Below are 24,996 nucleotides of genomic sequence, written 5' to 3'. Positions count from 1 at the left end.
CATTACCTGCCGACGGCGAGGCGGTCGGCGAGCCAGAGCGGCAGACCGTTGGCCTTGATCCGCGCCGCGGCGGTCGCGACGTCGTAGGGCACGCGGTGATAGGTGATCTCGCGGCTCACGGTATCAAACATCGCAAACGATGCGGCGGGATCGCCGTCACGCGGCTGGCCGACCGAGCCGAGCACGGCGAGCCAGCGCCGCCCCGTCAGTAATTGCACCGCCACACCCGCAGTCGGAACGAAGCTCGTCATCTTCGCGGTCGAGGACATCGAGTAGAGGCCGGGACGATGGATGTGGCCGCAGAAGGTGATCTGCAATTCGGTTGCCATCATGCTGCGCGCGGCATCGGAGGTGTCGCGGACATAGCGCCATTTCGCCGGATCGGACGCCTCGGAATGCACGTAGAGCCGGTTGTCCTCATCCCGCGACATCGGAAGCTCGGCGAGGAACTGCTTCTGCCCGGCGCTTAGCCGGTTGCGGGTCCAGTCGATCGCGGCCTGCGCATCGGCATTCATGCTGTCGCTCGGCACGCCGATCGCATTGTCATGATTGCCGCGCACCGCGATCGCGCCCTTCGCGGCGAGGTCCATCACGGTGTCGACGGCCCATTCGGGATCGGCGCCATAGCCGACGATATCGCCAAGACAAATCAGCCGCTCGGCGCCGCGCGCACGCGCAGCGTCGAGGCAGGCCGCGAAGGCCTGCCGGTTGGCATGAATATCGGCAAAGAGTGCAAGCCGCATCGTGGTCCGTACCGCTGATCCGTGCCCGATATCAAGCACACGCGGCCCCGGGCTCGCAATCGGGCCAAAGGCATCAGGTGATCAGGGGATGTCGGAAGAACGGTCGATTAGTGCTTGCACACCCGCACGCCCCGCAGCAGCAGGGCGATCAGGGCGTCAATCCGCGACGGGCATTCTGGCTTGGCCCATTCCTCGGCATGCGCCGGGTGGTGATAGCGGACGGTTGCGTCGAATACGGCGCGCGCGGTCGCCTTCACATCGTCGACCTCGAACACGCCCTGCGCGACACCGTCGGACAGGATCTTCGCGATCAGATCGACCTGCTTGTCCTTGTAGGCTTCCACCACCTCGCGCGCGCCCTGCGCCAGCGCGAGGTAGGTCGCGAACATCTCGGGATCGTCGCAGACCTTCTTCTGCTTGATCGTGAAGGCGGTGCGCAGCCATTTCTCCAGCCGTTCCGGCGCAGGGCCATCGCTTGCCGCGAGCTTGCACAGCGGCTCGTTGGCGCGGTCGAGCCAGCGTTTGGCGACCGCGTCACGCAGCGAGGCTTTGCTGGGGAAATGGCGGTACACGCTGCCGTGGCTGACATCCAGCGCGCGGGCAACGTCGACAACGGTGGCCTTGGCGAGCCCGAAGCGCCTCAAGACATCCTCGGTTGCCTCGAGGATCCGCTCCGGAGTCAAAACCACCGCCTCGTTCATGCGTTTACCGTCTGGTTATCGCTGTCCTGCCCGCGGGTGAACTTGGCGGCCTGGGCGGCCAAGTGGCGGGCGACGCGATGGTTGAGCCACTGTTGAATCTGGGCGGTTAATTGAAAGATTTCTATCGTCATGGAGGTAGTCCTTCGAGGTAGTCAAATTAAGTACGGCTCCCCCGGCCAAACGCCGGAACAGCCACTGGGCGCCCTCCTCCCTTGGGCTGCCGAGTATATACACCATCCCGCTGACAGATTTCAATATCTGTCAGACAAACTTTGCGAGATGACAGCCATGCGGCCTGGACGGGCCGCCGGGCCCGTCCGGCACGGCCGTATAGCGCGCTACACCGTTCCGTGAGCAGCCGGGCGATCCGCCGGTCCGTGCCTATCTCCCGCTTAGGGGGCTACCCGGGAGACGCTGCCATGGACCGGCCGACGACCTTCAAGGAGATCGCCAAGATCACCGCGGGCGCGGTGGTCTCGCTCGTCATCGTCGGGTGGCTGATGGTTCTCGCGATCGCATTCCTGACGGTGCTCTGAGGCCGCCGCACGGTGCCGGGAACCAGGCGCCGGAATCGAAAGGGGCCGCTTCACGCAGCGGCCCCTTTGCCGGGAAAATGGCTTGGGGATGAAATCTAGCCCCGGTTAGCTCTAAGACTACACGGTTCAGGGAATTGAGGAATTCCGGATGACTACTGTCCACGCCTCTGACTGATTATTGGCGATCCCTATTTTTATGCCATCCTCGTTGTGGTGCGCATCCCTCTATTGCTGCTCGTCCTTCGGCGGCATCCGGGGCGGCGGCAGCGGCGTGAAGACCGATCCTTGCGCGCCCGCCGGCGGGGGCACGAAGGTCCCGGTCGTGGAATCGCCGCCGGTGGTCTCCAGGATCGTCTTCGGCGTGATGTACTCCCTGACAAAGTCCATGATGGTCCCGTCGCCGCCGCCGAAATCCGCCGCCCGTCCGCCCTGCGGATGCCCGGCCTTGATCTCGTTGTCGGCGGTGTGGGTCTGCTCGGCCAACGCATCGCTGTAGGGAATCCGGAAGGCGCGCGGCACGGCGCTCGGCCGGTTGTCTTCATCGAGTTCCTCAACCCAAAGATAGATCGAGCCCGGATCGCCCTCCAGCGAATGCGGCTCCACGATCCGCGTCGACAGCAGCTTGAAGTTCGCCGGCAGCTTCTCCGCGGAGGCCCAGCCGAGCAGGCCGCGCATGCCGCCGAAGCTGACGAAATAGAACGCGCTGGTGACGACGATGACGACAGCCTTCAGCGACCAGTGCAGCCGCGCATAGACCAGCACGATCAGCAGCAGCGCACCGACCATCGCGTAGGCCACCGCTAGCGTGAGGATCACCGACTGCAGACTAATCACGGCGCATCCTCACCCCGGTCTTCGGGTCGAGATCGGCGCCGTTGGCGTGGACGTTGCGGAACGTCTCCAGCAGCGATTTCGGCCGCTGATCCACGTTGATCACCTTGCCTTCGGCGTCGAGGCGAAACCTGACCGCGGTCTTCTCGTCGCCGGTGTGGTTGACGGTCAGCTTGTCGTCGAAGATCACCTGCGCCGTCGGATTGAGCTTCTGCACCTTCACATTCGCCTGCACCGGCTCGCCGGTCGTCGCCTGGAAATGCGAGACGTTGACGGTGTATTCGCCGGCGACGATGCCGCGCAAGGTGACGATCTCCTCGCGGATCGGGGACGCGATCTTCTTGCCGTTGACCACGATGAAGTCGTTGGCGCCGCCGCGATCGTCGCGATCGAGCGTCAGGAAGCCGGCCTCGCGATGCCGGTACCAGGCGATATTGCCGGCCGGGTCCTGCACGAACAGGTCGAGGTCGTCGGGATGGTTGTCCGGCCAGTCCATCGTGATGATGAACTCCGCCTTGGAGTCGATCTTGCCTTCCTTGGAATCCGGCGACACCGAAAGCAGCGCGAGGAAGAACAGGAAAGCGATCACCTGCAGCGCCTTGAACAGCATGACCCCGAGCGGATCGAACGGCTCCTCGCGCGGATAGAGCCCGAACTCGTCCATCATGGCGGCGATCCAAGGGGCGTACCAAGGCGGCGTTCCAACGCCGGGGTGACGTGCGTCTCGGTCAGCACGACGGCGTCGGAGAACACCCGCTGGGTCGCGGAATCCAGCATGTAATACTGGATCCGGACCAGGATCGATCCGATCAGCCCGGCGAGCGTCGTGTACATCGCAACCGCCATGCCGTCGCTCATCAGGCCCATCGACGATTTCATCGCGACCTTATCGGCGGCATCGAGGGAGGCGATCGGCGCCAGCATGATGATGAAGCCGATGATGGTGCCGAGCAGGCCGAGTTTCATCAGCGTGTCGGAGACGAAGGCGCCAAAACCGTTGGAGCCGCGCAGGCGGTCGGCCAGCGTCCGCAGCAGCAGGGTCTGGTCGATGCGCCCTTTGGCTTGCGCATCGGCCTTCTGCACCAGGCTCTTGATGTGATCGGTGACGAGGCCACGGGGCAGGCCGCGCGCATCCGATGCGAGCACCTTGGCGCCGTCGGGCGCGGCGAGGATGGCGCGGCAGCCGCGCGCAACCTCCCCTTCCCGCGCGATCGCCCGCGTCCGCCAGAAGCAATGCATGCAGGTGACGATGTAGAGCACGGCGATGACGCTGGAGATGTAGGTGCGGTCGGAATTGACCATCAGGCGGATCAGCCCGTAGCGCCACAGCAGGAAGGCGGCGAACACCGAAAGGCCGGTGAAGATCATCCAGAGCAGCAGGACACTGCGCTCCGCCGCATCCGTGCCGGCCGATGCGGCGGCGCCGACCTTGGCATTCATGCTGCGTGAGCTCCCTGCGATGACTGTTCCATGAGGCCCCGCGAGGTCCTCGCCTCCCGTTAGAGCAGAGCCTGTGGGCGCCGTCCAAAGACATCTGCCCAAATTTCGTCGGGCAAATTTCCCGACCTGCATGGCTGGGCATGCTCGTACTTGCCGCGAACGGGGTTGCTGTTAGGCTTCGCTCCTCTTTCTGGATCATGCTCCGGCCGTGGAGTGATCGCATGCGCCTCGTGCTTCAACTGGTCGCCCGCCTGCTTGTCATCGTCGCGCTGTGCCTCGGCGCGGCCACCGTCTGGGCCACGATCGATGCCTATCGCAGCGTCGATCGCGCCACATCGGCGTCCGCCGAGCGGGTGTCGCAGGCGCTTGAAGCCTTGTACTGGCGCGAATTGCTGCTGCGCAGCAACCGGATGCGCGAGCAACTGCTGCCGGCGCCGGACTGGCGCACCATCGAAACCATGGGACTGATCGCGCCGGGGATCTGCGTGCAGTTCGAACCGGCCGGTGCCTTCGAGAAGCCGCTCTGCGGCCAGAGCAAGGGGATTGGCAAGGCGCCGCCGCGTTGGTTCGCGGCCACCGTGCAGACGGTGCTCGGCGATCACGCCACCGTCGAGCGGCCGATCAGCGCCCGCGCCGCGACCGCGGGAACCGTCCGCGCCATCTCCGATCCGGACGCCGCGATCGCGCTCGCCTGGCAGCACATCCTGGACAACATCCACGTCGCGCTGCTGATGGCGCTCGCCATCGCGCTGCTCGCCTCGCTCGCGATCGCGCATACGCTGGCGCCCGCCCACTCGATCGTGTCGGCGCTGCGGCGCATGGCCGACGGCGAGTACCGCACGCCGTTGCCGCGCGTCCGCTCGATGGATCTCGCGATGATCGGACGCGCCGTCGGCGACCTCGGCGACCGCCTCGCGCAGGCCGAGGAAGAGCGTACGCTGCTGACGCGGCGGCTGCTCGAAATCCGCAGCGACGAACGCCGCGCGCTGGCCCGCGAGTTGCACGACGAGTTCGGCCAGAATCTCACCGCGATCCTCGCCTTCGCCACCACGATCGAGGCAAGCGCCGGCGACAAATACGCCGCCGGCACCGAAATTGCGCAGGACGCACGGATGATCTCGCAGGCCACGCGCCGCATCATCGCCTGCCTGCGCGACACGCTGAATCGCCTGCGCCATCCGCCGGCCGAAGAGCTCGGGCTGGAGGCAAGCCTGGTCGATCTCGTCGATAGCTGCCGATCGCGCACGACGCAGCCGATGATCCAGCTCGATCTGCAGGGCGACCTCGCCGACATCAGCGGCACGGTCGCCGCGACGGCCTATCGCATTGCGCAGGAGTGCCTGACCAATGCGTTGCGTCACAGCGCCGCGCGCGAGATCGTGCTGCGGATCGAGCGGCGCACCGGAGCCGAGAACGCGCTGCTGGTCCGCGTCGAGGACGATGGCGGCGGCGATGCGGTCAAGGTGGCGCAGTCGGCGGGCTTCGGCCTCACCGGCGTCAGCGAGCGCGTCGCAGCGCTTGGCGGCTCGCTGTCGATCGCGGCTGCCCGCCGCGGCCTCTCGGTCGCCGCCACGATTCCACTTGCTGCCTGAGATGACGACCGCGAAGACGACAACCGTGAAGGCAACGAACGTAAAGAGTCGCGGCATCTCGATCCTCTTGGTCGACGATCATCCCGTCGTCCGCCAGGGCTACCGGCGCGTGCTGGAGCATCAGGACGATTTCAGCGTGGTCGCCGAGGCCGACAACGCCGCCAATGCCTACCGCGCCTTCAAGTCGCACGGGCCCGATGTGGTGGTGATGGACATCTCGATGCCCGGCGCGAGCGGACTCGAAGCGATCCGCAACATCCGCGCGCGCGATGCCGACGCCCGCATCCTGGTCTTCAGCATGCACAGCGAGGCCGCCCAGGTGAAGGCGGCGTTCGGCGCCGGCGCCAGCGGCTTCGTCACCAAGGGCAGCGAGCCGGCCGAGCTGATCGCGGCGATCCGCCAAGTGGCGCGCGGCGAGCCTGCGATGAGCGACGACGTCGCCCGGGTGCTCGCGCTGGAGAGCCTGGTGCCGGCCAAATCGGCCCTCGACCAGCTCGGCGAGCGGGAGATCGAGATCCTCCGGCAGTTCGCGGCCGGCAGCACCAAGGAACAGATCGCGGCCAATCTCAACCTCAGCACCAAGACCGTGCAGAACTACCACTATTTGATCAAGGCCAAGACCGGCATGCGGACCGATGCCCAGCTGGTCCGTCTGGCCGTCGAATGCGGGCTGGCGAATTTGTAGCCATCTCGTAGCCCGGGTGAACGCAGCGACACCCGGGACCGGCTGCAAGTCCCCCGGTTTGCGCTCATCCGGGCAACGGCCGCCGCGCCGGTTATTTTGGCCGGTTTCCGCACTATATTCCCTTTGTGAGCGGCCCCGCCCCGCTCGATTCGGAGTGCGCGATGATCCCCCGTTATACCCGCCCGGAAATGGCTTCGATCTGGGAGCCGCAGACGCGTTTCAAGATCTGGTTCGAGATCGAGGCGCATGCCGCCGACGCGCTGGCCGAGCTCGGCGTGATCCCCAAGGAAGCCGCCAAGACGATCTGGGCCAAGGGCAAGGACGCCACCTTCGACGTCGCGCGGATCGACGAGATCGAGCGTGAGACCAGGCACGACGTCATCGCCTTCCTGACCCATCTCGCCGAGATCGTCGGCCCCGAGGCGCGCTTCGTGCACCAGGGCATGACCTCCTCCGACGTGCTCGACACCTGCCTCAACGTCCAGCTCAAGCGCGCCGCCGACCTCCTGATCGCCGATCTCGACCGGGTGCTGGCGGCGCTGAAGACACGCGCCTTCGAGCACAAGATGACGCCGACCATCGGCCGCTCGCACGGCATCCATGCCGAGCCGGTCACGTTCGGCCTCAAGCTCGCCTATGCCCATGCCGAGTTCGCGCGCGCCCGCGCTCGCCTGGTCGCGGCGCGCGACGAAATCTCGACCTGCGCGATCTCCGGCGCGGTCGGCACCTTCGCCCAGATCGACCCGCGGGTTGAAGAGCACGTCGCAAAGGCGATGGGCCTGCGGCCGGAGCCGGTCTCGACGCAAGTCATCCCGCGCGACCGCCACGCCATGTATTTCGCCACCCTCGGCGTGATCGCCGCCTCGGTCGAGCGACTCGCGGTCGAGGTGCGCCATTTGCAGCGCACCGAGGTGCTGGAAGCGGAGGAGTTCTTCTCCGAGGGCCAGAAGGGCTCGTCGGCGATGCCGCACAAGCGCAATCCGGTGCTGTCGGAGAACCTGTCCGGCCTGTCGCGCATGGTGCGCGCCTATGTGACGCCGGCGCTGGAGAACGTCGTGCTGTGGCACGAGCGCGACATCTCGCACTCCTCGGCCGAACGCATGATGGCCCCCGACGCTACCGTGACGCTCGACTTCGCGCTGGTCCGCCTCGCCGGTCTGATCGAGAAGCTGCTGGTCTATCCGCAGAACATGCAGAAGAACCTCGACCGGCTCGGCGGCCTCGTGCATTCGCAGCGCGTGTTGATCGCGTTGACCCAGAAGGGCGCCAGCCGCGAGGACGCCTACAAATTCGTGCAGCGCAACGCGATGCCGGTCTGGCGCGGCGAAGGCGACTTCCAGACGCTGCTGAAGAACGACCCCGACGTAAAGAAGTACATGACTGACGCCGAGATCGAGGAAAAGTTCGACCTCGGCTATCACCTCAAGCATGTCGACACGATCTTTCAGCGGGTATTCGGCGAAGCGTGAGGATCTGCTCCGTCATTCCGGGGCACGCGCACCACGCGTGAACCCGGAATCTCGCGCCGCAACCTCTGGATTCCACAGTTCGCAATTGCGAATGGGGCTCGAATCGCCCGGGAATCACGGTCGCTTTCGCGTGACAAGCCGGCGGGTTACGCTACGCTGACCCGCCCTACACGGTTCACTACAAAGCTCACAAGAAACGGACGCTCCCATGCCCATCGTCAATCGCGTTGCTGCCCTCTCGGATGAAATGGCCGCCTGGCGCCATGACTTCCACGAGAATCCCGAACTGCTTTATGAGGTGCACCGCACCGCCGGCATCGTCGCCGACAAGCTGCGCGAGTTCGGCTGCGACGAGGTGGTGACGGGGATCGGACGCACCGGCGTGGTCGGCGTGATCCGCGGCCGCAAGTCCGGATCGGGCAAGACCATCGGGCTGCGCGCCGACATGGACGCGCTGCCGATCGCCGAGGCCTCGGGCGTCGCCTACGCCTCGAAGATCCCCGGCAAGATGCACGCCTGCGGCCATGACGGCCACACCGCGATGCTCTTGGGCGCCGCAAAATATCTTACCGAGACCCGCAATTTCGACGGCACCGCGGTCGTGATCTTCCAGCCCGCCGAGGAAGGCGGCGCCGGCGGCAAGGCGATGGTCGACGACGGGCTGATGACCCGCTGGGGCATCCAGGAGGTCTATGGCCTGCACAACATGCCTGGCCTGCCCGAGGGCTATTTCGCGACCACGCCCGGCCCGATGCTCGCCTCGTCGGACACCTTGAAGATCGTCGTCCACGGCAAGGGCGGCCACGCCGGCGCCGCCCCGCACGAGGCGGTCGACAGCGTGCTGATCGGTGCCCAGATCATCAATGCGCTGCAATCGATCGTGTCGCGCAATCTCGATCCGCTGAAATCGGCGGTCATCTCGATCACGATGTTCGAGGCCGGCACCGCGTTCAACGTGATCCCGGAGACCGTCACGCTCGGCGGCACCGTGCGCACGCTCGATCCCGGCGTGCGCGATCTGGTCGAGCGCCGGATCGGCGAGGTCGCCTCCAACATCGCCAAGGCCTATGGCGGATCCGCGGAGACGGACTATGGACGCATGTATCCGGTGACGTTGAACCACGCGCGCGAAGCCGGCATCGCCGCTGAAGTCGCTCGCGATGTGGCCGGCGCCGAACGCGTCAACGACAATCTGGTGCCGGTGATGGGCGCCGAGGATTTCGCGTTCATGCTGGAAGCGCGCCCCGGCGCGTTCGTCTTCCTCGGCATGGGCGACGGCCCGATGTGTCACCACCCGGCCTACAAGTTCAACGACAACATCCTCGGCCACGGCGCCTCGTATTGGGTGCGTCTGGTCGAGAAGCAGATGCCGGCGGGTTAGCACCGCTTGCGCAATCGATGAACGGCCCGGCCGCGATCCGTCGCAGCCGGGCCAATTACATCAACGCGGCTGCTGTTGCGTGGTGCAGTGAATGCCGCCGCCGCCGGCAGCGATGCCGTCGATGTTGAGCTGGATGATCTCCCGGTCAGCAAACAGGTCGCGCAGGATATCGCGCGCGTTGCGGTCCGCGGTCGCGTCGCCGAATTCCGGTGCGATGACGACGCCGTTGCAGACGTAGAAATTGATGTAGCCGGCAGCGAAGTCCTTGCTGCCGTGCTTTGGACGCACCGTCGACGGGCCCTGCAACACCACGACATCCAGACGACGGCCCTTCGCATCAATGGCGCCGCGCAGGATATCGAGGTGTCGCCTGGTCACCGCGTGATCGAATGACGACGGGTCCACTTCCAGGCCGGCCACGACAACGCCGGGACTGGCAAAGCGTGCGTAGAAGTCGGTATGTCCGTCGGTGATGTCCTTGCCGGCGATGCCGGGCAGCCAGATGATCTTTTCCAGCCCGAGCAGGCGAGACAATTCGGTCTCACATTTTTCCGGGGAGACGCCGGGATTACGATTTGGGTTGAGGACGCAGCTCTCGGTGATGATGGCCGTCCCCTCACCGTCGACTTCGATCCCGCCGCCTTCCAGCACCAGGCCCGCCTTGAGGAATGTCGCGTTCGCGGCACCGGCGACATGCGCGGCGACCTCGGCATCGAGCGCATGGCGTTGCTTGTTGCCCCAGCCGTTGAAGTTGAAATCGACCGCGCCAAGCTGCCCCGACGGGTCCCGCACAAACACCGGTCCAGTGTCGCGCATCCACACGTCGTCGACCGGTTGCACGACGAGGCTGACCGCGGGGCCGCACAGCCGCGCGGCAATCTCGCGGTCCTCCTCGCGCACCAGCATGTTGACGCGTTCATAGGCCGCAATCGCCTTGGCAATGTTGGCGAGATTTTCCCGCGCCGCCGGAAGCAGCTTGCCGCCCCAGATCGCGGCGCTGGCGCCGAACGCCATCCAGGTCGCGGCATGCGGCGCGCCCTCGTCCGGCATCCGCCAGTTCGTCGTGTCCCGCGTCAAATCATCCACGAGCGTTCGGCCGCGATGGCCCTCCCGGGTTCACCGCCAGACTAGCGCCGTCGCCGGTGCGATGCCATCACTTGGCCGTTCAAGGGCTCGGCGGTCACCCGCTCGTCCTGGGCGTCGCCGCCCGCGCCGCCTCTTGGGCGTGGTCGACCTCGCCCGCCCCCATCATCCGCGCCGCGACCCGGTCGCGCTTGACGAAATGATGGAAGGCGACCGCGGCGAGGTGCAGCACGATCAGCGCGAGCAGGACGTAGGCGAAGAAGATGTGACGATCTTCATAGGCGTCCGCCGCGGCCTTGTCGGGCGAGGTGATCTGGGGAACATGGAACAGGCCGAAGAAGCTCGAATAGTCCTGGGCACGGGATCCGGAATGCGCCCAGCCCAGCATCGCGACCAGGATGGTGACGGCATAGAGCGCGCCATGGCTGACGCGGGCGGCGATCCGCTGCCAGGAGGGCATCTCGGCCGGCAGCGCCGGCGTCGGGTTGACGCCGCGCCAGAGCAGCCGCAACACGGTCAGCAGCAGCACCATGTAGCCGATATCGGCATGGATCGCCCGGTAGAAGAACTTGTCCGCCCGTGCCGGGATGTGGTTCATCCACCAGCCATAGGCCAGCATGCCGATGATGGCGATGCCCAGCACCCAGTGGAACGCACGGGCGAGCGAGCCCCAGCTCGCGGTGGTATTGCGGATCATGGTCGAATGGCCCCGTTTGGATTTCGCACGTCGCAGCAATAGTTTGCCGTGATACTTGCAGGGATAGGCCAAAGCCATATGAAATTCCCGCCTTCACCGCCTTTTGTCGGCCCCAGTGGCCGGATAGCCAAAACAACTGAATGGTAACCCTGCTTCGGATAGACTTTTCACCGTGTCCACTCCCCCGACCATCCTCATCTTCGATTCCGGCCTCGGCGGCCTTACCGTGCTGCGCGAGATCGTCCGCGCCCGGCCCGACGCCCACTATGTCTATGTCGCCGACGACGCCTTCTTCCCTTATGGCCACCATACCGAGGACGAGATCATCGCCCGGGTGGTGCCGCTGGTCGGCGAGCTGATCGAGGCCCATGCGCCCGACCTCGTCGTGATCGCCTGCAACACGGCATCCACCCTTGTGATGTCGCATCTGCGCGATGCCTACCGCCTGCCCTTCGTCGGCACGGTGCCGGCGATCAAGCCGGCCTGCGCCTCGTCACGGACGCGCCGCGTCTCGGTGCTCGGCACCAGGGGCACCGTGAAGCGTGAATATACCCGCAAGCTGATCTCGGATTTCGCACAGGGCTGCGAGGTGACGCTGGTCGGCTCCGGCGAGCTCGCCTCGCTGGCGGAAGCCGCGCTCAGCGGGCTGACCGTGCGCGACGAGGACATTGCCGCCGAACTGGCGCCCTGCTTCGTCGGCGATGACGCCAATGACCCCGCCCGCACCGACACCGTCGTGCTGGCCTGCACACATTATCCGCTGCTGCTGGAGCGCCTGACCAGGCTCGCGCCCTGGCCGGTCGACTGGATCGATCCGGCGCCGGCGATCGCCCGCCGCGTCGCCGATTTGCTCGGCCCGGCAGGCTCGGAGAGCGATGAGGCCGGCGCCGAGATGATCTTCACCTCGAAGCGCCCGCACAGGCTGACCGAAGCGCTGACGCCATTCTTCGGCGGCAGAGTCCCGGCCTGATCCTTTTCGCCGTCACAGCGCGCTGCTAGCCTCTGCCCGCCTTCGAGGGAGGACCGCATTTGACCACAGCACCGCTGACGCCGCTCAACCGCTTGCGCCAGGCGTGGCGCGACAAGCGCCCGACCTTCGGCGCGATCGCGACGATTCCAAGCATCCAGACTGTGCAGATCATGGCGCAGTCGCTGGACTGGATCATCGTCGATCTCGAGCACGGGCCGATCGACCTCGGCACCGCGCACGCGATGATCGTGGCAACTTCGGGCACGCCTTGCGTGCCGATGGTGCGGATCGCCGCCAACGAGCCGCACCTCGCCAAGGCGCCGATGGATATCGGTGCGCTCGGCATCAACTTCCCGATGATCTGCAACCGCGACGACGCCGAGAAGGCCGCGCGCAGCGTGCGCTATCCGCCGAAGGGCGACCGGCTGTGGGGGCCGTTCCATGCGCCGTTCCGCTGGGGCGTCTCGATGAACGACTACATGGCGACCGCCGACGACGACATGATCTGCATGATCACGATCGAGCATGTCGATGCCGTCAACCGGATCGACGAGATCATGGCGACACCGGGAATCGACCTCGCAGTGATCGGGCCCGGCGATCTCGCCACCTCGATCAACAAGCGCGGGCTAGCAGACGACCCCGAAGTGGTCGCGCTGATACAGCGCGCCGAACAAGGCATCCTGAAGAGCGGCGTGCCGATCGGCGGCGTCGCCCGCACCGCCGAGCAGGCCAATGCGATGATCGATCGCGGTTACCTCGCGCTTGCGCTCGGCTTCGACTGGTCGCTGTTCCAGCGCGGCATCGCCGCCGCATTCGCCGGGATCAAGCGGTAGGCGTGAGGTCATCGCGCGCCGCGCCCACGCGTGCTCCGCCGGCGAGCAAGTTCCAGTCATGTCACGAAGGAATCGCTGCACAACTTGAGCGTGTCTTCGACACCCTGAAGGGTGAGCGCCATAATTGCCTGAACAGCTTGTCAGCCTCGCGTAATCTCGGCCGCGCCTAATTCAACGACAGCCTGCACTATTGGATGAACGGACTTATCCGAACGTCGCAAGCGCAGATCACACTTCGCCCGCTTTCCGCCGCGATTCCGCGCTGCTAGAGTTTCGCGCCTTGGGAAGGAAAATGCATGTTCAGGAAATTGCTGCTTGGTCTCACCGTGATTGCCTTTGCCGGTGCCGGCGCTGCCTTTGCGCAGCAGAGCGGCATCAAGCGGACGCCGCTACAGAAGGTCGATTTCCCGGCGGGCTACAACACGGTCACGGCGATTGCCGAGGTTCCGGCCGGGGGTGCGTCGGGTCGTCACAGCCATCCCGGCGCTGAAACCGGCTATGTGCTGGAAGGCGAGCTGGAACTTGTGATCGACGGCAAGCCGCCGCTGAAGCTGAAGGCAGGCGATTCCTACCAAATCCCGGAAGGTGCGGTGCACGATGCCAAAACTTCCGGCGACAAGCCGCTCAAGGTGCTAGGGGTCTATGTGGTGAAGGCCGGCGAGCCCTTGGCCAAACCGGCGCCGTGAGCCGAACCTGTTGGCCTCCGACCAGTTGGTTCATGTTGGCTTCAGGTGCGGCGAGCAACAATCCGAGCTCGCCGGGCCTTTGATTTTTGATTTTTGCCTGATTGCAGGGGATACGAACCGAACAGATGCGCGGTAAATTTCGTCGGATTTCATTGCCGCGCCGTCTCGTCGCCGATCTGATGTACGCATCGGCCGGCGTGCCGTTCGTCTCCCTGACGCGCTCGCTGAACGTTCGTGCGGTGGTCGAGGCCCGCGCACGCGCGGCGCAGGCGCCGGGCTGGGCCTCGATCTTCGTCAAGGCATTCGCGCTGGTCGCCAGGACCGAGCCGACCCTGCGCACGCTGCACGCCAAATGGCCGTGGCCCTGCCTCTACGAGTTGCCGCGCAGCGTCGGCATGGTGGCCATTGCGCGCGTTGAGAAGGGCGAGGATTGCGTGCTGTTCGAGCGCGTCTGCGGAGCCGACGAGATGGCGCTTGGCGATGTCGATGCGCTGATCCGGCGCGCCAAGACCGCGCCGCTGCACGAGATCCCTTCGTTCCGCAAGATGCTCTGTGTGACGCGCCTGCCGTTTCCGCTGCGCCGCCTGGCATGGGCGATCGGGATGAATTTCGGCCGGCAGCGCGCCAATTTCTGCGGCAACTTCGGTGTCACCTCGGTCGCGGCCTATGGCCCGGGCGAGTTGCACGCGCTGAGCCCCGGGCCGTTTCTGCTGAGCTATGGCGTGATCAAGCCGGACTTGACCGTCGATGTGGTGCTGCGCTGGGACCATCTGGTCTGCGATGCCGCCCTGATCGCCAAGACCCTGACCCGGCTTGAGCAGGTGCTGGGCGGGGAAATCGCCGCGGAATTGTGCGCGATCCGGCCGCAAGCCGACGCCCGGCCGGTCCGGGCGGCCGGAACCCGGCTTTGAGCTGCGAAAGGGACCGATTTTGACGCCGATTCGGCCCAAATCGGCCTGCGTTTTGTTTGACAGAACCGGACTTTCTCCTTAAGACCACCGTTGCTCGCGGGCCGGTTTCGGCCCGCGATGCGTTTCGCGACCCGTGGTTCTCCCCGAGCTTTCGAGGCGGACCTGTCGGTACAGGCCTTTTGGCCGGTACACAGGAGGGCGCGTCTCCTCAAACCTGAAACTGACAAAACGCCGGGCGCTGGGTAGCGACGGCTATCAAAGAGGACGCGATGACAAAGCGCAGTGAGGCGAAGTACAAGATCGATCGCCGCATGGGCCAGAATATCTGGGGCCGCCCGAAGAGCCCCGTGAACCGCCGTGAATACGGCCCCGGCCAGCACGGCCAGCGCCGCAAGGGCAAGCTCTCCGACTTCGGCGTGCAGCTCCGCGCCAAGCAGAAGCTCAAGGGCTACTACGCCAACATTTCCGAGCGCCAGTTCCACGGCATCTATGTCGAGGCCAGCCGCCTGAAGGGCGACACCGGCGAGAACCTGATCGGCCTGCTCGAGCGTCGTCTCGACACCGTGGTCTATCGCGCCAAGTTCGTCGCCACGATGTTCGCCGCGCGCCAGTTCATCAACCACGGCCACATCAAGGTGAACGGCCGCAAGGTCAACATCGGCAGCTACAAGCTGAAGGTCGGCGACACCATCGAGGTCAAGGAAGCCTCCAAGCAGCTCACCCCGGTGCTGGAAGCCGCCCAGCTGCCCGAGCGCGACCTGCCCGACTTCCTCGAAGTCGATCATGGCAAGATGACCGCGAAGTTCGTCCGCATCCCGGCGCTCGGCGACGTGCCGTTCCCGGTGCAGATGGAGCCGCATCTGATCGTCGAATTCTATTCGCGCTGATCACAGCACGCATGCGAGATCCGAAAGGCCCCGGTTTTGCCGGGGCCTTTTTGTTTGGGCGCAGGACGACTACTATTCGCGGACTTGCATGCGTAGGACTTGGCAGATGGCTGCCCGTAGAGGTACTTGCCGATGACCCGGTTACTCGAAGAAGCGTTCGAAACGGTTTCAAGTTTGCCTGACACCGAGCAGGATGCGCTCGCGCGTATCATGCTGCAGCTTGCCGGTGTCGACCAGCCGCCGCTCCAGCTCACGCCGGAAGAAAACGCCGATCTGGCTGAAGCTGACGCCGAGATTGCACGCGGCGAGTTGGCAACGGACGAGGAAGTTCGTGCGATGTGGAGAAAGCACGGGCTGTGAACGTCCGCTATACGCGACACGCCCTTGCTCAGATCGATCGAGCGCTCTCCGATATCGAAGCGCGATCGCCTCAAGGGGCGATCCACGTCCGCGACCGCATCCAGACCCTTATCACGCTGCTGCAAGAGCAACCCCGTGCTGGGCGCGCGACGAGCCGTCCAGGCGTCCGCCGGCTTTCGACCACACCATACCCCTACCTGATCGACTATCGCGTAACGTAGACCGAGATCATCATTATGCGGTTTCGTCACGCTGCCCGGAAGCCTATACGCTAGCGGCGAATCCGCGCGCTAGCGGAGCGATGAGGAAAGCCATGCACTACACCCCTGCCCGGCCCGATCCCAAGGCGCCCGCCGTCCGTATCAACCTGTTGTCGGACACACAGACGAAGCCGACGCCGGCGATGCGCGAGGCGATGGCGAGGGCGGAGGTCGGCGATGAGCAGGTCGGTGACGATCCGACCACCAACGAGCTCAACGCCCGCGTCGCCGATCTGCTCGGCAAGGAAGCCGCCGTCTTCATGCCGTCGGGCACGATGTGCAACGTCGCGGCGACGCTGGCCTATTGCCGCCCCGGCGACGAGATCCTGGCGCACGCCACCGCGCATATCATCGCCCGCGAGGGCGGTGCGCATGCGGCGCTCGGCGGCTTCCAGATCACGCAGCTGCCGGGCGATGACGGCCAGTTCACGCCGGAGACGTTCCGCGCCGCGCTGCATCCACGCACCCGCTACCAGCCGCCGCAGGTGCTCGTCAGTGTCGAGCAGACCGCCAATATCGGCGGCGGAACGATTTGGAAGAAGGCCGCGCTGGACGAGGTCGTGCGCATCGCCAAGGACCACGGGCTTGTGACCCATATGGATGGTGCACGCCTTCTGAATGCGACCGTCGCCTCAGGCATCTCGCCGCGCGACATGACGGCGGGCTGGGATTCGGCCTGGATCGATTTCTCCAAGGGCCTCGGCGCACCGATCGGCGGCGTGATCGCTGGCACCCGCGCCTTCATCGACGACGTCTGGCGCTGGAAGCAGCGGCTCGGCGGCTCGATGCGGCAGTCCGGCGTCTGTGCCGCCGCCTGCATCTACGCGCTCGATCACCATGTCGACCGTCTCGCCGATGACCATGCCAACGCGCGGGCGCTGGCGCGCGGGCTGTCGCAGATCAACGGCATCGCGGTGCAAGCGCCCGAGACCAACCTCGTCTTTTTCAAGCCCGACGGCTCAGGCGTATCCGGCGACAAGATGGTCGCCGAGCTGCGCAAGCGCGGCGTGACGCTCGCAATGATGGACGGCCGGATCAGGGCTTGCACGCATCTCGACGTCACTGCCGCCATGATCGAGGAAGCGATCGGGCACGTCAGGGATATCGTCCGCGGGGCGTAGCTCGCACACCGTCATTGCGAGGAGCTCGCGACAAAATTGCAAAGCAATTTTGCGCTGAAGCGACGAAGCAATCCATCTCTCGGCAAGTGGCGAGATGGATTGCTTCGCTTCGCCCGCAATGACGAGTGACAGTCTTGTGTCAAGTCACCTTCCCATCGCCCGGTAGATCAGCGTCTTCAGCTCCTGCTGGATGCGGCCGCGCTGTGACGGCGTCTGCACCATGAAGATCCCGAACAGATCGTCGGCGGGGTCGATGAAGAAGAACGTGCCGCCGACGCCGTCCCAGCGATATTCGCCGAGCGGCCAGGACGTGTTCTCCGGCACCGAGGTGCGGACCGCGAAGCCGAGGCCGAAGCCGGAGTTCGGCCCTGGATAATAGTTCTTGTCGCGCACGACACCGGTTTCGGGACCGATGTGATCTGACGCCATCAGGGCGATGGTTTCCGGTTTCAGGTAGCGCTTCCCCCCATAGCTGCCGCCGTTCAACAGCATCTGCGAGAAGCGCGCATAGTCGCCGATGGTGCCGACCATGCCGCCGCCTCCGGATTCCCGTCGCAGCGGCTGGCGCGGGTCGCTGACGTCGGCGACCGGGCTGAGCGTGCGATCCTTCGGCATCGGCTCGGCGATCAGCGGCCATTTCGCCTGGTCGGCAACATAGAATGCGGTCTCGTTCATCCCGAGCGGACCGAGCAGCCGCTCCTTCTCGACCTGAAACAGCGATTTTCCTGTGATCACCTCGATGATGCGGCCGAGCACGTCGGTGGAATGGCCATAATCCCATTGCATTCCGGGTTGTTCGGCGAGCGGCAGTGCCGTGAGCCGCGCCGTGAATTCGGCATTGTCGGGATCGTTGTCGAACAGGCCGGCATCGGCGTAGGTCTTGTTGACGACACCGCCGCCATAATAGCCGTAGGGCAGACCTGCGGTGTGGCGCATCAGGTCTTCGATCGTCACCGGACGCTTGAGCGGCTCCAGCGTCATCGCCGCCCTGCCCTCATCGCCGCGCTTTTCCACGCCGACCTTCATGTCGACAAAGGCCGGAATGTATTTCGACACCGGATCGCTGAGCGCGAGCTTGCCCTCCTCCACCAGCATCATGGCGATGACGGACGTGATCGGCTTCGACATCGAATAGAGGCGGAAGATGGTATCCGCGCTCATCGAGAATTCGGTTGCGACGTCGCGAACTCCGAAATTCTCGTAGTAGACCGGCTTGCCGTGCTGTTGCAGCAGCAGGATCGCGCCGGGAATCTTCCCGGTCGCGACCTCGTTCCTGACATAGTCGGAGACCTTGGCGAGGCCCTCCGCCGAGAAGCTGTGCGGAGCCGGCCCCGGGGAGCCGGCCTGCGCAACCGTTGCAGCGGACGCGAGCACGAGCGCCGCGACGAACGCGCGGCACCCACGCATATCAATTCTCCATGGCTTCATAGACGAGCTGCTTCAACGTCCGTTGGATGCGCTGCCGCTCCGTCGGCGTCTGCTCCAGCAGGACGAAGAAGAAGTCCTGCTTGCGGTCGATGATGTAATAGCAGCCGCTGGCGCCATCCCATTTCAGCTCGCCGAGATCGCCGGGCGGCGGCGGCTTCGCGGTGCCCGGATCGGTGCGCACCGCGATGCCGAGCCCGAAACCGAAGCCATCGCCAGGGAAGTAGAAAAAGTCGCGATCGACGCCGGAGCCCGGGCCGACGCGGTCGGTGGTCAGCTCCTTGAACGTCTCGGGCTTCAGGATGGTCTTGCCGTCGAGGGTACCGCCATTGAGCAGCATTTGCGCGAAGCGCGAATAATCCGCCATGGTTGAGACCATGCCGCCGCTGGCGGATTCCCATTTCTTGACCTTGGTCGGATCGTTGACCCGTCCGACCCGGAAATCGCTGTCGTTCGGCATCGGCTCGGCCATCAGCTTCTGCTTCTCGGGATCGGTGACGAAGAAGCCGGTGTCCTTCATGCCGAGCGGGTCAAGCAGCTTCTCGCGCTCGATCGTCGAGAGCTTCTCGCCGGTGACTATCTCCATCACGCGCGCCAGAATGTCGGTGGAATGGCCGTATTGCCAGAGCGCGCCGGGCTGGTTGTGAAGCGGCAGCTTGGCGATCCGCTCGGCGAATTCGGCGAGATCGAAATCTCCGCCGTAGATATTGGCTTCCTTGTAGGCCTTGCGGACCAGGCTGTCGCCGTAGAAGCCGTAGGTGATGCCCGACGTATGCGTCATCAGATCGAGGATCGTGATCGGCCGCCTCAGTGGCACCAGCTCGAGCGTTTTGGTGCCGTCCTCGGCCTTCTTCTCGACGCCGACCTTCATGTTGGCAAAGGAAGGAATGTATTTCGAGACGGGATCGTCGAGCTTGTATTTGCCCTCCTCCAGCAGCTGCATCGAGGCCACGGCGGTGATCGACTTGGACATCGAAGCCAACCGGAAGATGGTCTTGTCGGTGATCGGCACCTTGCTGACCACGTCCTGCACGCCGAAAGCCTCGTGATACACCGGCTTGCCGTGCTGCTGGATCAGGACGATGGCGCCGGGAATCTTTCCGGTCGCGACCTCATTCTTGAAGAACTCGCTGATCTTGGCGAGCTTGTCGGGGTTGAAATGCGCACCCGCCGGAATCTCGTAGGTGCCCTCGGTGTGCGCGTACGCCAACGATGCCGCCAGCAACACCGCGGAGGCCGCGGCCGCGCACGTCAAACGAATTGAATGCATTTGAACTATCCCTCCCCGGAAATCACGGGGAAGTGTAGCGGCGGCAGCATCAGGCACAAGGGCTCCCGAAGGCGTCCAGGACCTCCCGATGCAGCTCACCGCTCTGGGCCGAGAAGCAGCAGAAGATCACCTGCGTAACATTTGGGGCCGACGGCAGGACATCGACGACGGCTTTGACCGCAATAGCGGCGGCGCGGTCCGGCGGGAAATGATAGACGCCGGTCGAGATGGCGGGAAATGCGACGGAGCCGAGCCCGTTGGTGTGGCACAACTCGATGCCGCGGCGATAACAGGATGCGAGCAGCGCATCCTCGTTCTGGGTGCCGCCATGCCAGATCGGCCCGACGGCGTGGATCACGTGTTTGGCGGGGAGCCGGTAGCCCCCGGTGATCTTGGCATCGCCGGTCTTGCAGCCATGCAGCGTGCGGCATTCCGCAAGCAACTCGGGGCCCGCCGCGCGGTGGATCGCACCGTCGACGCCGCCACCCCCAAGCAGCGACGAATTGGCCGCGTTGACAATGGCGTCAACGCGCAGGGTCGTGATGTCGGTAACGATGACTTCGAGCCGCGCCTTGCCGATCTGGCGCGCCGTCAAGGTCAGGCAGCCACGTCGACCGGGATGCCCTTGTCGGCAAACAGCTGCTGCAATTCACCGGCCTGGAACATCTCGCGGATGATGTCGCAACCGCCGACGAACTCGCCCTTCACATAGAGCTGCGGAATCGTCGGCCAGTTCGAATAGACCTTGATGCCGTCGCGCAGCTCGGCCGATTCCAGAACGTTGAGGCCCTTGTAGCCGACTCCGATGTGGTCGAGGATCTGCACGACCTGACCGGAAAACCCGCACTGCGGGAATTGCGGCGTGCCCTTCATGAACAGCACGACGTCGTTCGACTTCACTTCGTTGTCGATGAATTGCTCGATGCTCATTTTCGCTTCCTTCGGGGGCGGCGCTCTCAAGCCTTGTGGGCCGGCCCACCCTTCTAACCCGTGACTGGCTATATATGTAGCTCAAACCATTGTGCATCCAAAGCAAAATGGCGGAAATCTGGCATGCGGCGGGGGCCGGACGGCACCGCAAAACGGGCCGGGATTATCTGACGGGCCCAATATCATCATGGGGGAGGCTTTTTTCCCGTAACGGAGCCCCTATCTAGGACGAACTGTCCGTCTGGAACCAGTTTACCGAAGCAACGTTCTCCCCTTGAATCGGAGACCATCGTTGACGAAACCAGCCTCTGCCGCGGCAGCCATTCCCGGCACCTCCCCGTCATTGTCCTCCGAATCCGGGTCGCTCGCGCAGCGGCTGGTGGACGCCTATCGCGCGGTCCGCGACGAGACCGAGCGCCGGGCCGCGCCGCTGTCGGCGGAAGACCAGTTGATCCAGTCGATGCCGGATGCGAGCCCCGCCAAGTGGCACCGCGCCCATACCACCTGGTTCTTCGAGCAGTTTCTGCTCGGCGAGCACGTCAAGGGCTACACGCCGTTCCATCCGGACTACGCCTATCTGTTCAATTCCTATTACGTCAGCGCTGGCCCCCGTCACGCCCGCCACCAGCGCGGCCATCTGACCCGCCCGACATCAGACGAAGTCACCGCCTACCGCCGCCATGTCGACGCCGAGGTAGTGAAATTCTTCCAGACTGCCCCGACAGACAAGCTCGAAACGCTGGTGCCGCTGGTCGAGGTCGGTCTCAATCACGAGCAGCAGCATCAGGAGCTGATGTACACCGACATCCTGCATGCCTTCGCACAAAACCCGATCCCGCCGGCCTACGATCCGGCGTGGCGCTTCCCGGCATCGCAGCGCGGGCCTGAGGAATGGGTGACACTAAACGAGGGCATCCACACCGTCGGCCACGCCGACGACAGCTTCCATTTCGACAATGAAAAGCCCGCGCATCGCGCGCTGGTCGGCCCGGTCAAGCTCGCGAAAAACCTCGTCACCAATGCCGATTGGCTCGCCTTCATCAAGGACGGCGGCTACTCCACCGCCACGCTGTGGCTGATGGATGGCTTCGGCACTGTGACCAACGAGGGCTGGCAGGCGCCGGGCCATTGGCGCGAGATCGACGGCGAATGGAAGATCATGACGCTCGGCGGCCTGCAGCCGATCGATCCCCAGGCTCCCGTTTGCCATGTCAGCTACTACGAAGCCGACGCCTACGCCCGCTGGGCCGGCAAGCATCTGCCGACCGAGATGGAATGGGAGGTCGCGGCGCGCGCCGGCCTGCTCAACGACGCCTATGGCATCGTCTGGCAATGGACCCGCAGCGCCTATTCGCCCTATCCGGGCTACCGCGCGATCGAAGGCGCGCTCGGCGAGTACAACGGCAAGTTCATGGTCAACCAGCTCGTGCTGCGCGGCTCGTCGCTGGCGACGCCTTCAGGTCACAGCCGTGTCACCTACCGCAACTTCTTTTATCCGCACCATCGCTGGCAATTCACGGGGTTACGCCTCGCCGACTATGCCTGATTGAGTCCTGTCGACATCGGTAACGCGTCGGTAAGCGCGTTCGGGAGAGTATCATGAATGTGCATGCCGCCGCTTTGGCCAAAGCGTATCCGTTCGACGAAGCGACCTCGGCGTTTGCCGGCGATGTGATCGGCGATCTCGCCCGTCACCCCAAACGGCTGTCGCCGAAATATTTCTACGACGCCACCGGCTCGGAGCTGTTCGAGCAGATCACGGTGCTGCCGGAATATTATCCGACGCGCACCGAGCTCAGCATCCTGCGCGACCGCGGCGGCGAGATCGCCGCGATCATTCCGGACGGCGCGGCGCTGGTCGAGTTCGGCGCCGGCGCGACCACCAAGGTGCGCCTCTTGCTCGAGCACTGCGAATTCGCAGCCTACGTGCCGGTCGATATCTCCGGCGATTTCCTCAAGGCCCAGGCCGACGGGTTGCGCCGCGATTTCCCGGGCCTTGGCATCTATCCGGTCGCAGCCGATTTCACCACGCCGTTCACGCTGCCCGAGGCCGTCGCCGACATGCCGAAGGTCGGCTTCTTCCCCGGCTCGACGCTCGGCAATTTCGAGCCGAGCGAGGCCTTGGCGTTCCTGCGCAGCGCCCGCAAGATCCTCGGCCACGGCGCGCAGATGATCATCGGCGTCGACCTCGAGAAGGACGAGCGGGTGCTGTACGACGCCTATAACGACGCGGCCGGCGTCACCGCGCGCTTCAACCTCAATGTGCTGGTTCGCATCAACCGCGAGCTCGGCGGCAATTTCGACCTGTCGGGCTTCACCCACCGCTCGATCTACAACCGCGACCGCCATCGCATCGAGATGCACCTGATCAGCCGCAAGGCACAGACCGTGCGCATCCTCGGCAACACCTTCGCGTTCCGTCCCGGCGAGAGCATCCACACCGAGAACAGCTACAAATACTCGCTCGAGCGTTTCACCGCGCTCGCCCGCAGCGCAGGCTGGACGGTGCGCGACAGTTGGACCGACGCCAACACGATGTTCTCGGTGCACGCGTTGGTCGCGGCCTAAACCAAACCGGACGAGGCACAATCATGGGCCGGCGTGCGCTACAGATCGCGACAGCCCTGCTCGCCCTTATCCCTATCCTGACCGGCATCATCACGATGCTCGGCGTGAGCGACCCGCTCTACGCCTCGTCGGGCGTGCCAGTGCTGCCGGTGCTCGACAGCAATCTGCGCTTCTTCGGCGGGGTCTGGCTTGGTCTCGGCCTCGCCTTGCTCTGGCTGGTGCCGCGCATCGAGAGCGAGAGCGTACTGTTCCGCGTCGTCTGGGGCGGCATCTTCCTCGGTGGCATCGGCCGGCTGCTGTCGATGGTGATGGTTGGCTTGCCGCCGCTGCCCTTCGTGGGCTTCACTGCGCTGGAGGTGATCGGCGCCCCGCTGTTCGTCTACTGGCAGCACCGCGTGGCGACGGCCGGTCGCGGGTAACGAGCCCGCTATTCTTCCTCCCCGCTCGACCGCAGCGAGATCGATTCCCACGCCGCGACCACGATCATGATGACGGTGGTGACGATCGAGAGCATCAGCGGCGACATCTCGCGGGCGAAATAGGCCGTGATCACCAGCGCCACGATGCCGACGCCGTGCGAGAGCTGCAGGAAATTGCGGATCACGTACTTGAAGAGGATGGTCCCGACCAGGAACAGCGCGGGGCCGCCGACCGAGCTCACGATGGTCTTCAGGTCGGAATGGCCGCCGGGATGCTTCAGCACCAGCTCGTCGGCGACCGCGGTGAGGATGATGCCGCCGACGATCGGCATGTGCAGATAGGTGTAGGCGATCCGCGCCACGCGGCCGGATTCCTCCGACCTGGAGATCATGTCCGCGCCGGCCTCGGCGCCCTTGTGGAAATAGATCCACCACATCGCGATGCTGCCGACCAGCGCCGAGATGAACGCGGCGACATTCTCCGGCGTCCAGGTCAGCTCGGCAAAGGTCGCGCCATCGACCACGATCGCCTCGCCGAGCGCAATGATGATGAAGCCAGCGCAGCGCTCGGCCATATGGCCGCCTTCGACCGACCAGGCCTCCATCGAGGAGAAGCCCAGCCCAGGGGTCCAGAACCGCAGAGCCGGCGCGACATATTCGATGGCCAGCGCCGCGATCCAGAGCCACATCCGCGTCTCGTGCTCGGCGAAGCCGCCGAGAATCCAGAGCACGGCCGAGCAGGACAGCCAGGTCAGGATGCGGATTGCGTTGTGGCGCACCGCGGTCCGGCGCCGCGGCGTCGCCAGCAGCCAGAACGCAGTGCGGCCGACCTGCATCGCCGCATAGGTCCCGGCAAACCACAGCCCGCGGCCCTCGAAGGCGGTCGGGATCGAGGTCGACAGCAACAGCCCGCCCAGCATCAGAACGAACAGCAGCAGGCGGACCGGCGTCAGGTCGGGATTGAGCCAGTTGGTGACCCAGGTGGTGTAGACCCACACCCACCACACCGCGAGAAACAGCACCGTGACCTGCACCGCGCCGAGCGGGGTGAAGTGGTGCAGCAGCGTGTGCGACAGCTGCGTGACGGCGAAGACGAAGACGAGGTCGAAGAACAGCTCGGCATTGGTGACGCGGCTGTGCTGGTTCGGCACGATGACGCGAAACATCGCGCCGCGCGGATTATCTGCCATCGCTT

General features: G+C 65.0%; 28 protein-coding genes. 15 read left to right on the top strand and 13 right to left on the bottom strand.

The annotated features are described in order from the left end of the window. Positions 1-2 precede the first annotated feature (2 nt). The 6 genes from Q0030_RS28870 to Q0030_RS28845 all read right to left on the bottom strand — a co-directional run bounded on the left by Q0030_RS28870 (position 3) and on the right by Q0030_RS28845 (position 4,251). Positions 3-743, bottom strand: a complete 741-nt coding sequence (locus Q0030_RS28870) for a metallophosphoesterase family protein (protein WP_298374884.1) — start codon at positions 741-743, stop codon at positions 3-5. Positions 744-850: 107 nt separating this feature from the next. Continuing rightward, positions 851-1,444: a TetR family transcriptional regulator gene (locus Q0030_RS28865; RefSeq protein WP_298374879.1), complete on the bottom strand. Its 594-nt coding sequence runs from the start codon at positions 1,442-1,444 to the stop codon at positions 851-853. Next, positions 1,441-1,575 carry a hypothetical protein gene (locus Q0030_RS28860; protein WP_283808131.1) on the bottom strand — a complete coding sequence of 45 codons (135 nt, stop codon included), beginning with the start codon at positions 1,573-1,575 and terminating at the stop codon, positions 1,441-1,443. The genes Q0030_RS28865 and Q0030_RS28860 overlap by 4 nt, the downstream gene beginning before the upstream one ends. A 630-nt stretch (positions 1,576-2,205) precedes the next feature. Continuing rightward, the gene (locus Q0030_RS28855; protein ID WP_298374872.1) at positions 2,206-2,814 is read right to left on the bottom strand and encodes a hypothetical protein; all 609 of its coding nucleotides are present in this window, start codon (positions 2,812-2,814) and stop codon (positions 2,206-2,208) included. Next, a complete protein-coding gene (locus Q0030_RS28850) occupies positions 2,807-3,478 on the bottom strand; it encodes a hypothetical protein (protein ID WP_298374869.1) in 672 nt (223 codons plus the stop codon). The genes Q0030_RS28855 and Q0030_RS28850 overlap by 8 nt, the downstream gene beginning before the upstream one ends. Next, positions 3,475-4,251 (bottom strand): MotA/TolQ/ExbB proton channel family protein, encoded by a 777-nt coding sequence (locus Q0030_RS28845; protein WP_298374866.1) that lies wholly within the window; start codon positions 4,249-4,251, stop codon positions 3,475-3,477. The genes Q0030_RS28850 and Q0030_RS28845 overlap by 4 nt, the downstream gene beginning before the upstream one ends. 221 nt (positions 4,252-4,472) lie before the next feature. Between Q0030_RS28845 and Q0030_RS28840 the strand changes: the two genes are divergently transcribed. The 4 genes from Q0030_RS28840 to Q0030_RS28825 all read left to right on the top strand — a co-directional run bounded on the left by Q0030_RS28840 (position 4,473) and on the right by Q0030_RS28825 (position 9,378). Next, a complete protein-coding gene (locus Q0030_RS28840) occupies positions 4,473-5,843 on the top strand; it encodes a histidine kinase (protein WP_298374863.1) in 1,371 nt (456 codons plus the stop codon). A 25-nt stretch (positions 5,844-5,868) separates the two neighbouring features. Further along, a complete protein-coding gene (locus Q0030_RS28835; RefSeq protein ID WP_298374860.1) occupies positions 5,869-6,528 on the top strand; it encodes a response regulator transcription factor in 660 nt (219 codons plus the stop codon). 161 nt (positions 6,529-6,689) lie between these two features. Then, a complete protein-coding gene (gene purB, locus Q0030_RS28830) occupies positions 6,690-7,997 on the top strand; it encodes an adenylosuccinate lyase (protein WP_298374857.1) in 1,308 nt (435 codons plus the stop codon). Positions 7,998-8,205: 208 nt separating this feature from the next. Further along, positions 8,206-9,378, top strand: coding sequence for a M20 aminoacylase family protein (locus tag Q0030_RS28825; RefSeq protein ID WP_298374854.1), 1,173 nt, complete (start codon positions 8,206-8,208; stop codon positions 9,376-9,378). Positions 9,379-9,438: 60 nt separating this feature from the next. On the opposite strand, the gene Q0030_RS28820 is transcribed toward Q0030_RS28825, so the two are convergent. Both Q0030_RS28820 and Q0030_RS28815 read right to left on the bottom strand, forming a co-directional pair. Beyond that, the gene (locus tag Q0030_RS28820) at positions 9,439-10,464 is read right to left on the bottom strand and encodes an agmatine deiminase family protein (RefSeq protein ID WP_298374851.1); all 1,026 of its coding nucleotides are present in this window, start codon (positions 10,462-10,464) and stop codon (positions 9,439-9,441) included. Between the two features lie 94 nt (positions 10,465-10,558). Beyond that, positions 10,559-11,158, bottom strand: a complete 600-nt coding sequence (locus Q0030_RS28815) for a cytochrome b (RefSeq protein WP_298374848.1) — start codon at positions 11,156-11,158, stop codon at positions 10,559-10,561. 172 nt (positions 11,159-11,330) lie between these two features. Here Q0030_RS28815 and murI point away from each other — a divergent pair, with 172 nt between their 5' ends. The 8 genes from murI (at position 11,331) to Q0030_RS28775 (ending at position 17,189) form a co-directional block, all read left to right on the top strand. Then, complete coding sequence (murI, locus tag Q0030_RS28810; protein WP_298374845.1) at positions 11,331-12,128, top strand: glutamate racemase; 798 nt, start codon at positions 11,331-11,333, stop codon at positions 12,126-12,128. 59 nt (positions 12,129-12,187) lie between these two features. Beyond that, positions 12,188-12,964 carry an aldolase/citrate lyase family protein gene (locus Q0030_RS28805; protein WP_298374842.1) on the top strand — a complete coding sequence of 259 codons (777 nt, stop codon included), beginning with the start codon at positions 12,188-12,190 and terminating at the stop codon, positions 12,962-12,964. A 296-nt stretch (positions 12,965-13,260) separates the two neighbouring features. Then, positions 13,261-13,650, top strand: a complete 390-nt coding sequence (locus Q0030_RS28800; RefSeq protein WP_298374840.1) for a cupin domain-containing protein — start codon at positions 13,261-13,263, stop codon at positions 13,648-13,650. A gap of 125 nt (positions 13,651-13,775) precedes the next feature. Then, positions 13,776-14,561, top strand: coding sequence for an acyltransferase (locus Q0030_RS28795; protein WP_298374837.1), 786 nt, complete (start codon positions 13,776-13,778; stop codon positions 14,559-14,561). A 269-nt stretch (positions 14,562-14,830) separates the two neighbouring features. Then, positions 14,831-15,448: a 30S ribosomal protein S4 gene (gene rpsD, locus Q0030_RS28790; protein WP_298374834.1), complete on the top strand. Its 618-nt coding sequence runs from the start codon at positions 14,831-14,833 to the stop codon at positions 15,446-15,448. Between the two features lie 132 nt (positions 15,449-15,580). Next, on the top strand, positions 15,581-15,808 hold the full coding sequence (locus tag Q0030_RS28785) for a hypothetical protein (protein ID WP_298374831.1): 228 nt from the start codon (positions 15,581-15,583) through the stop codon (positions 15,806-15,808). Further along, positions 15,787-16,029: a type II toxin-antitoxin system RelE/ParE family toxin gene (locus tag Q0030_RS28780; RefSeq protein ID WP_363323505.1), complete on the top strand. Its 243-nt coding sequence runs from the start codon at positions 15,787-15,789 to the stop codon at positions 16,027-16,029. The genes Q0030_RS28785 and Q0030_RS28780 overlap by 22 nt, the downstream gene beginning before the upstream one ends. 92 nt (positions 16,030-16,121) lie before the next feature. Continuing rightward, positions 16,122-17,189: a threonine aldolase family protein gene (locus Q0030_RS28775; RefSeq protein WP_298374825.1), complete on the top strand. Its 1,068-nt coding sequence runs from the start codon at positions 16,122-16,124 to the stop codon at positions 17,187-17,189. A gap of 144 nt (positions 17,190-17,333) precedes the next feature. On the opposite strand, the gene Q0030_RS28770 is transcribed toward Q0030_RS28775, so the two are convergent. The 4 genes from Q0030_RS28770 to grxD are packed head-to-tail and all read right to left on the bottom strand — an operon-like array spanning position 17,334 to position 20,814. Further along, positions 17,334-18,596 carry a serine hydrolase domain-containing protein gene (locus Q0030_RS28770; RefSeq protein WP_298374823.1) on the bottom strand — a complete coding sequence of 421 codons (1,263 nt, stop codon included), beginning with the start codon at positions 18,594-18,596 and terminating at the stop codon, positions 17,334-17,336. A gap of 1 nt (position 18,597) precedes the next feature. Further along, the gene (locus Q0030_RS28765) at positions 18,598-19,884 is read right to left on the bottom strand and encodes a serine hydrolase domain-containing protein (protein WP_298374820.1); all 1,287 of its coding nucleotides are present in this window, start codon (positions 19,882-19,884) and stop codon (positions 18,598-18,600) included. 49 nt (positions 19,885-19,933) lie between these two features. Beyond that, on the bottom strand, positions 19,934-20,485 hold the full coding sequence (locus Q0030_RS28760; protein ID WP_298375020.1) for an O-acetyl-ADP-ribose deacetylase: 552 nt from the start codon (positions 20,483-20,485) through the stop codon (positions 19,934-19,936). Further along, positions 20,482-20,814, bottom strand: coding sequence for a Grx4 family monothiol glutaredoxin (grxD, locus tag Q0030_RS28755; protein ID WP_028336765.1), 333 nt, complete (start codon positions 20,812-20,814; stop codon positions 20,482-20,484). The genes Q0030_RS28760 and grxD overlap by 4 nt, the downstream gene beginning before the upstream one ends. A gap of 292 nt (positions 20,815-21,106) precedes the next feature. Here grxD and egtB point away from each other — a divergent pair, with 292 nt between their 5' ends. Genes egtB through Q0030_RS28740 form a run of 3 tightly spaced genes read left to right on the top strand, consistent with a single transcriptional unit; the run spans position 21,107 to position 23,801 of the window. Continuing rightward, positions 21,107-22,360 (top strand): ergothioneine biosynthesis protein EgtB, encoded by a 1,254-nt coding sequence (gene egtB, locus Q0030_RS28750; protein ID WP_298374813.1) that lies wholly within the window; start codon positions 21,107-21,109, stop codon positions 22,358-22,360. Between the two features lie 53 nt (positions 22,361-22,413). Next, complete coding sequence (egtD, locus tag Q0030_RS28745; RefSeq protein ID WP_298374810.1) at positions 22,414-23,382, top strand: L-histidine N(alpha)-methyltransferase; 969 nt, start codon at positions 22,414-22,416, stop codon at positions 23,380-23,382. A gap of 23 nt (positions 23,383-23,405) precedes the next feature. After that, entirely contained in the window at positions 23,406-23,801 is a 396-nt protein-coding gene (locus Q0030_RS28740; protein ID WP_298374807.1) for a DUF4345 domain-containing protein, read from the top strand. 8 nt (positions 23,802-23,809) lie between these two features. On the opposite strand, the gene Q0030_RS28735 is transcribed toward Q0030_RS28740, so the two are convergent. Then, entirely contained in the window at positions 23,810-24,991 is a 1,182-nt protein-coding gene (locus tag Q0030_RS28735; RefSeq protein ID WP_298374804.1) for a low temperature requirement protein A, read from the bottom strand. Positions 24,992-24,996: the final 5 nt, after the last annotated feature.

The organism is uncultured Bradyrhizobium sp., from assembly GCF_947648125.1.
Classification (GTDB): Bacteria; Pseudomonadota; Alphaproteobacteria; order Rhizobiales; family Xanthobacteraceae; genus Bradyrhizobium.
Note: the sequence above shows the minus strand (reverse complement) of the source record. Positions and strands in the feature narration are given on the sequence as shown.

Excerpts from the sequence above, each read along its gene's own strand:
- Q0030_RS28870 (WP_298374884.1), bottom strand. The coding sequence starts at position 743 with ATGCGGCTTGCACTCTTTGCCGATATTCATGCCAACCGGCAGGCCTTC.
- Q0030_RS28865 (WP_298374879.1), bottom strand. The coding sequence starts at position 1,444 with ATGAACGAGGCGGTGGTTTTGACTCCGGAGCGGATCCTCGAGGCAACC.
- Q0030_RS28860 (WP_283808131.1), bottom strand. The coding sequence starts at position 1,575 with ATGACGATAGAAATCTTTCAATTAACCGCCCAGATTCAACAGTGGCTC.
- Q0030_RS28850 (WP_298374869.1), bottom strand. The coding sequence starts at position 3,478 with ATGATGGACGAGTTCGGGCTCTATCCGCGCGAGGAGCCGTTCGATCCG.
- Q0030_RS28845 (WP_298374866.1), bottom strand. The coding sequence starts at position 4,251 with ATGAATGCCAAGGTCGGCGCCGCCGCATCGGCCGGCACGGATGCGGCG.
- Q0030_RS28840 (WP_298374863.1), top strand. The coding sequence starts at position 4,473 with ATGCGCCTCGTGCTTCAACTGGTCGCCCGCCTGCTTGTCATCGTCGCG.
- purB (WP_298374857.1), top strand. The coding sequence starts at position 6,690 with ATGATCCCCCGTTATACCCGCCCGGAAATGGCTTCGATCTGGGAGCCG.
- Q0030_RS28825 (WP_298374854.1), top strand. The coding sequence starts at position 8,206 with ATGCCCATCGTCAATCGCGTTGCTGCCCTCTCGGATGAAATGGCCGCC.
- Q0030_RS28815 (WP_298374848.1), bottom strand. The coding sequence starts at position 11,158 with ATGATCCGCAATACCACCGCGAGCTGGGGCTCGCTCGCCCGTGCGTTC.
- Q0030_RS28800 (WP_298374840.1), top strand. The coding sequence starts at position 13,261 with ATGTTCAGGAAATTGCTGCTTGGTCTCACCGTGATTGCCTTTGCCGGT.
- Q0030_RS28795 (WP_298374837.1), top strand. The coding sequence starts at position 13,776 with ATGCGCGGTAAATTTCGTCGGATTTCATTGCCGCGCCGTCTCGTCGCC.
- rpsD (WP_298374834.1), top strand. The coding sequence starts at position 14,831 with ATGACAAAGCGCAGTGAGGCGAAGTACAAGATCGATCGCCGCATGGGC.
- Q0030_RS28785 (WP_298374831.1), top strand. The coding sequence starts at position 15,581 with ATGACCCGGTTACTCGAAGAAGCGTTCGAAACGGTTTCAAGTTTGCCT.
- Q0030_RS28775 (WP_298374825.1), top strand. The coding sequence starts at position 16,122 with ATGCACTACACCCCTGCCCGGCCCGATCCCAAGGCGCCCGCCGTCCGT.
- Q0030_RS28770 (WP_298374823.1), bottom strand. The coding sequence starts at position 18,596 with ATGCGTGGGTGCCGCGCGTTCGTCGCGGCGCTCGTGCTCGCGTCCGCT.
- Q0030_RS28765 (WP_298374820.1), bottom strand. The coding sequence starts at position 19,884 with ATGCATTCAATTCGTTTGACGTGCGCGGCCGCGGCCTCCGCGGTGTTG.
- grxD (WP_028336765.1), bottom strand. The coding sequence starts at position 20,814 with ATGAGCATCGAGCAATTCATCGACAACGAAGTGAAGTCGAACGACGTC.
- egtD (WP_298374810.1), top strand. The coding sequence starts at position 22,414 with ATGAATGTGCATGCCGCCGCTTTGGCCAAAGCGTATCCGTTCGACGAA.
- Q0030_RS28740 (WP_298374807.1), top strand. The coding sequence starts at position 23,406 with ATGGGCCGGCGTGCGCTACAGATCGCGACAGCCCTGCTCGCCCTTATC.
- Q0030_RS28735 (WP_298374804.1), bottom strand. The coding sequence starts at position 24,991 with ATGGCAGATAATCCGCGCGGCGCGATGTTTCGCGTCATCGTGCCGAAC.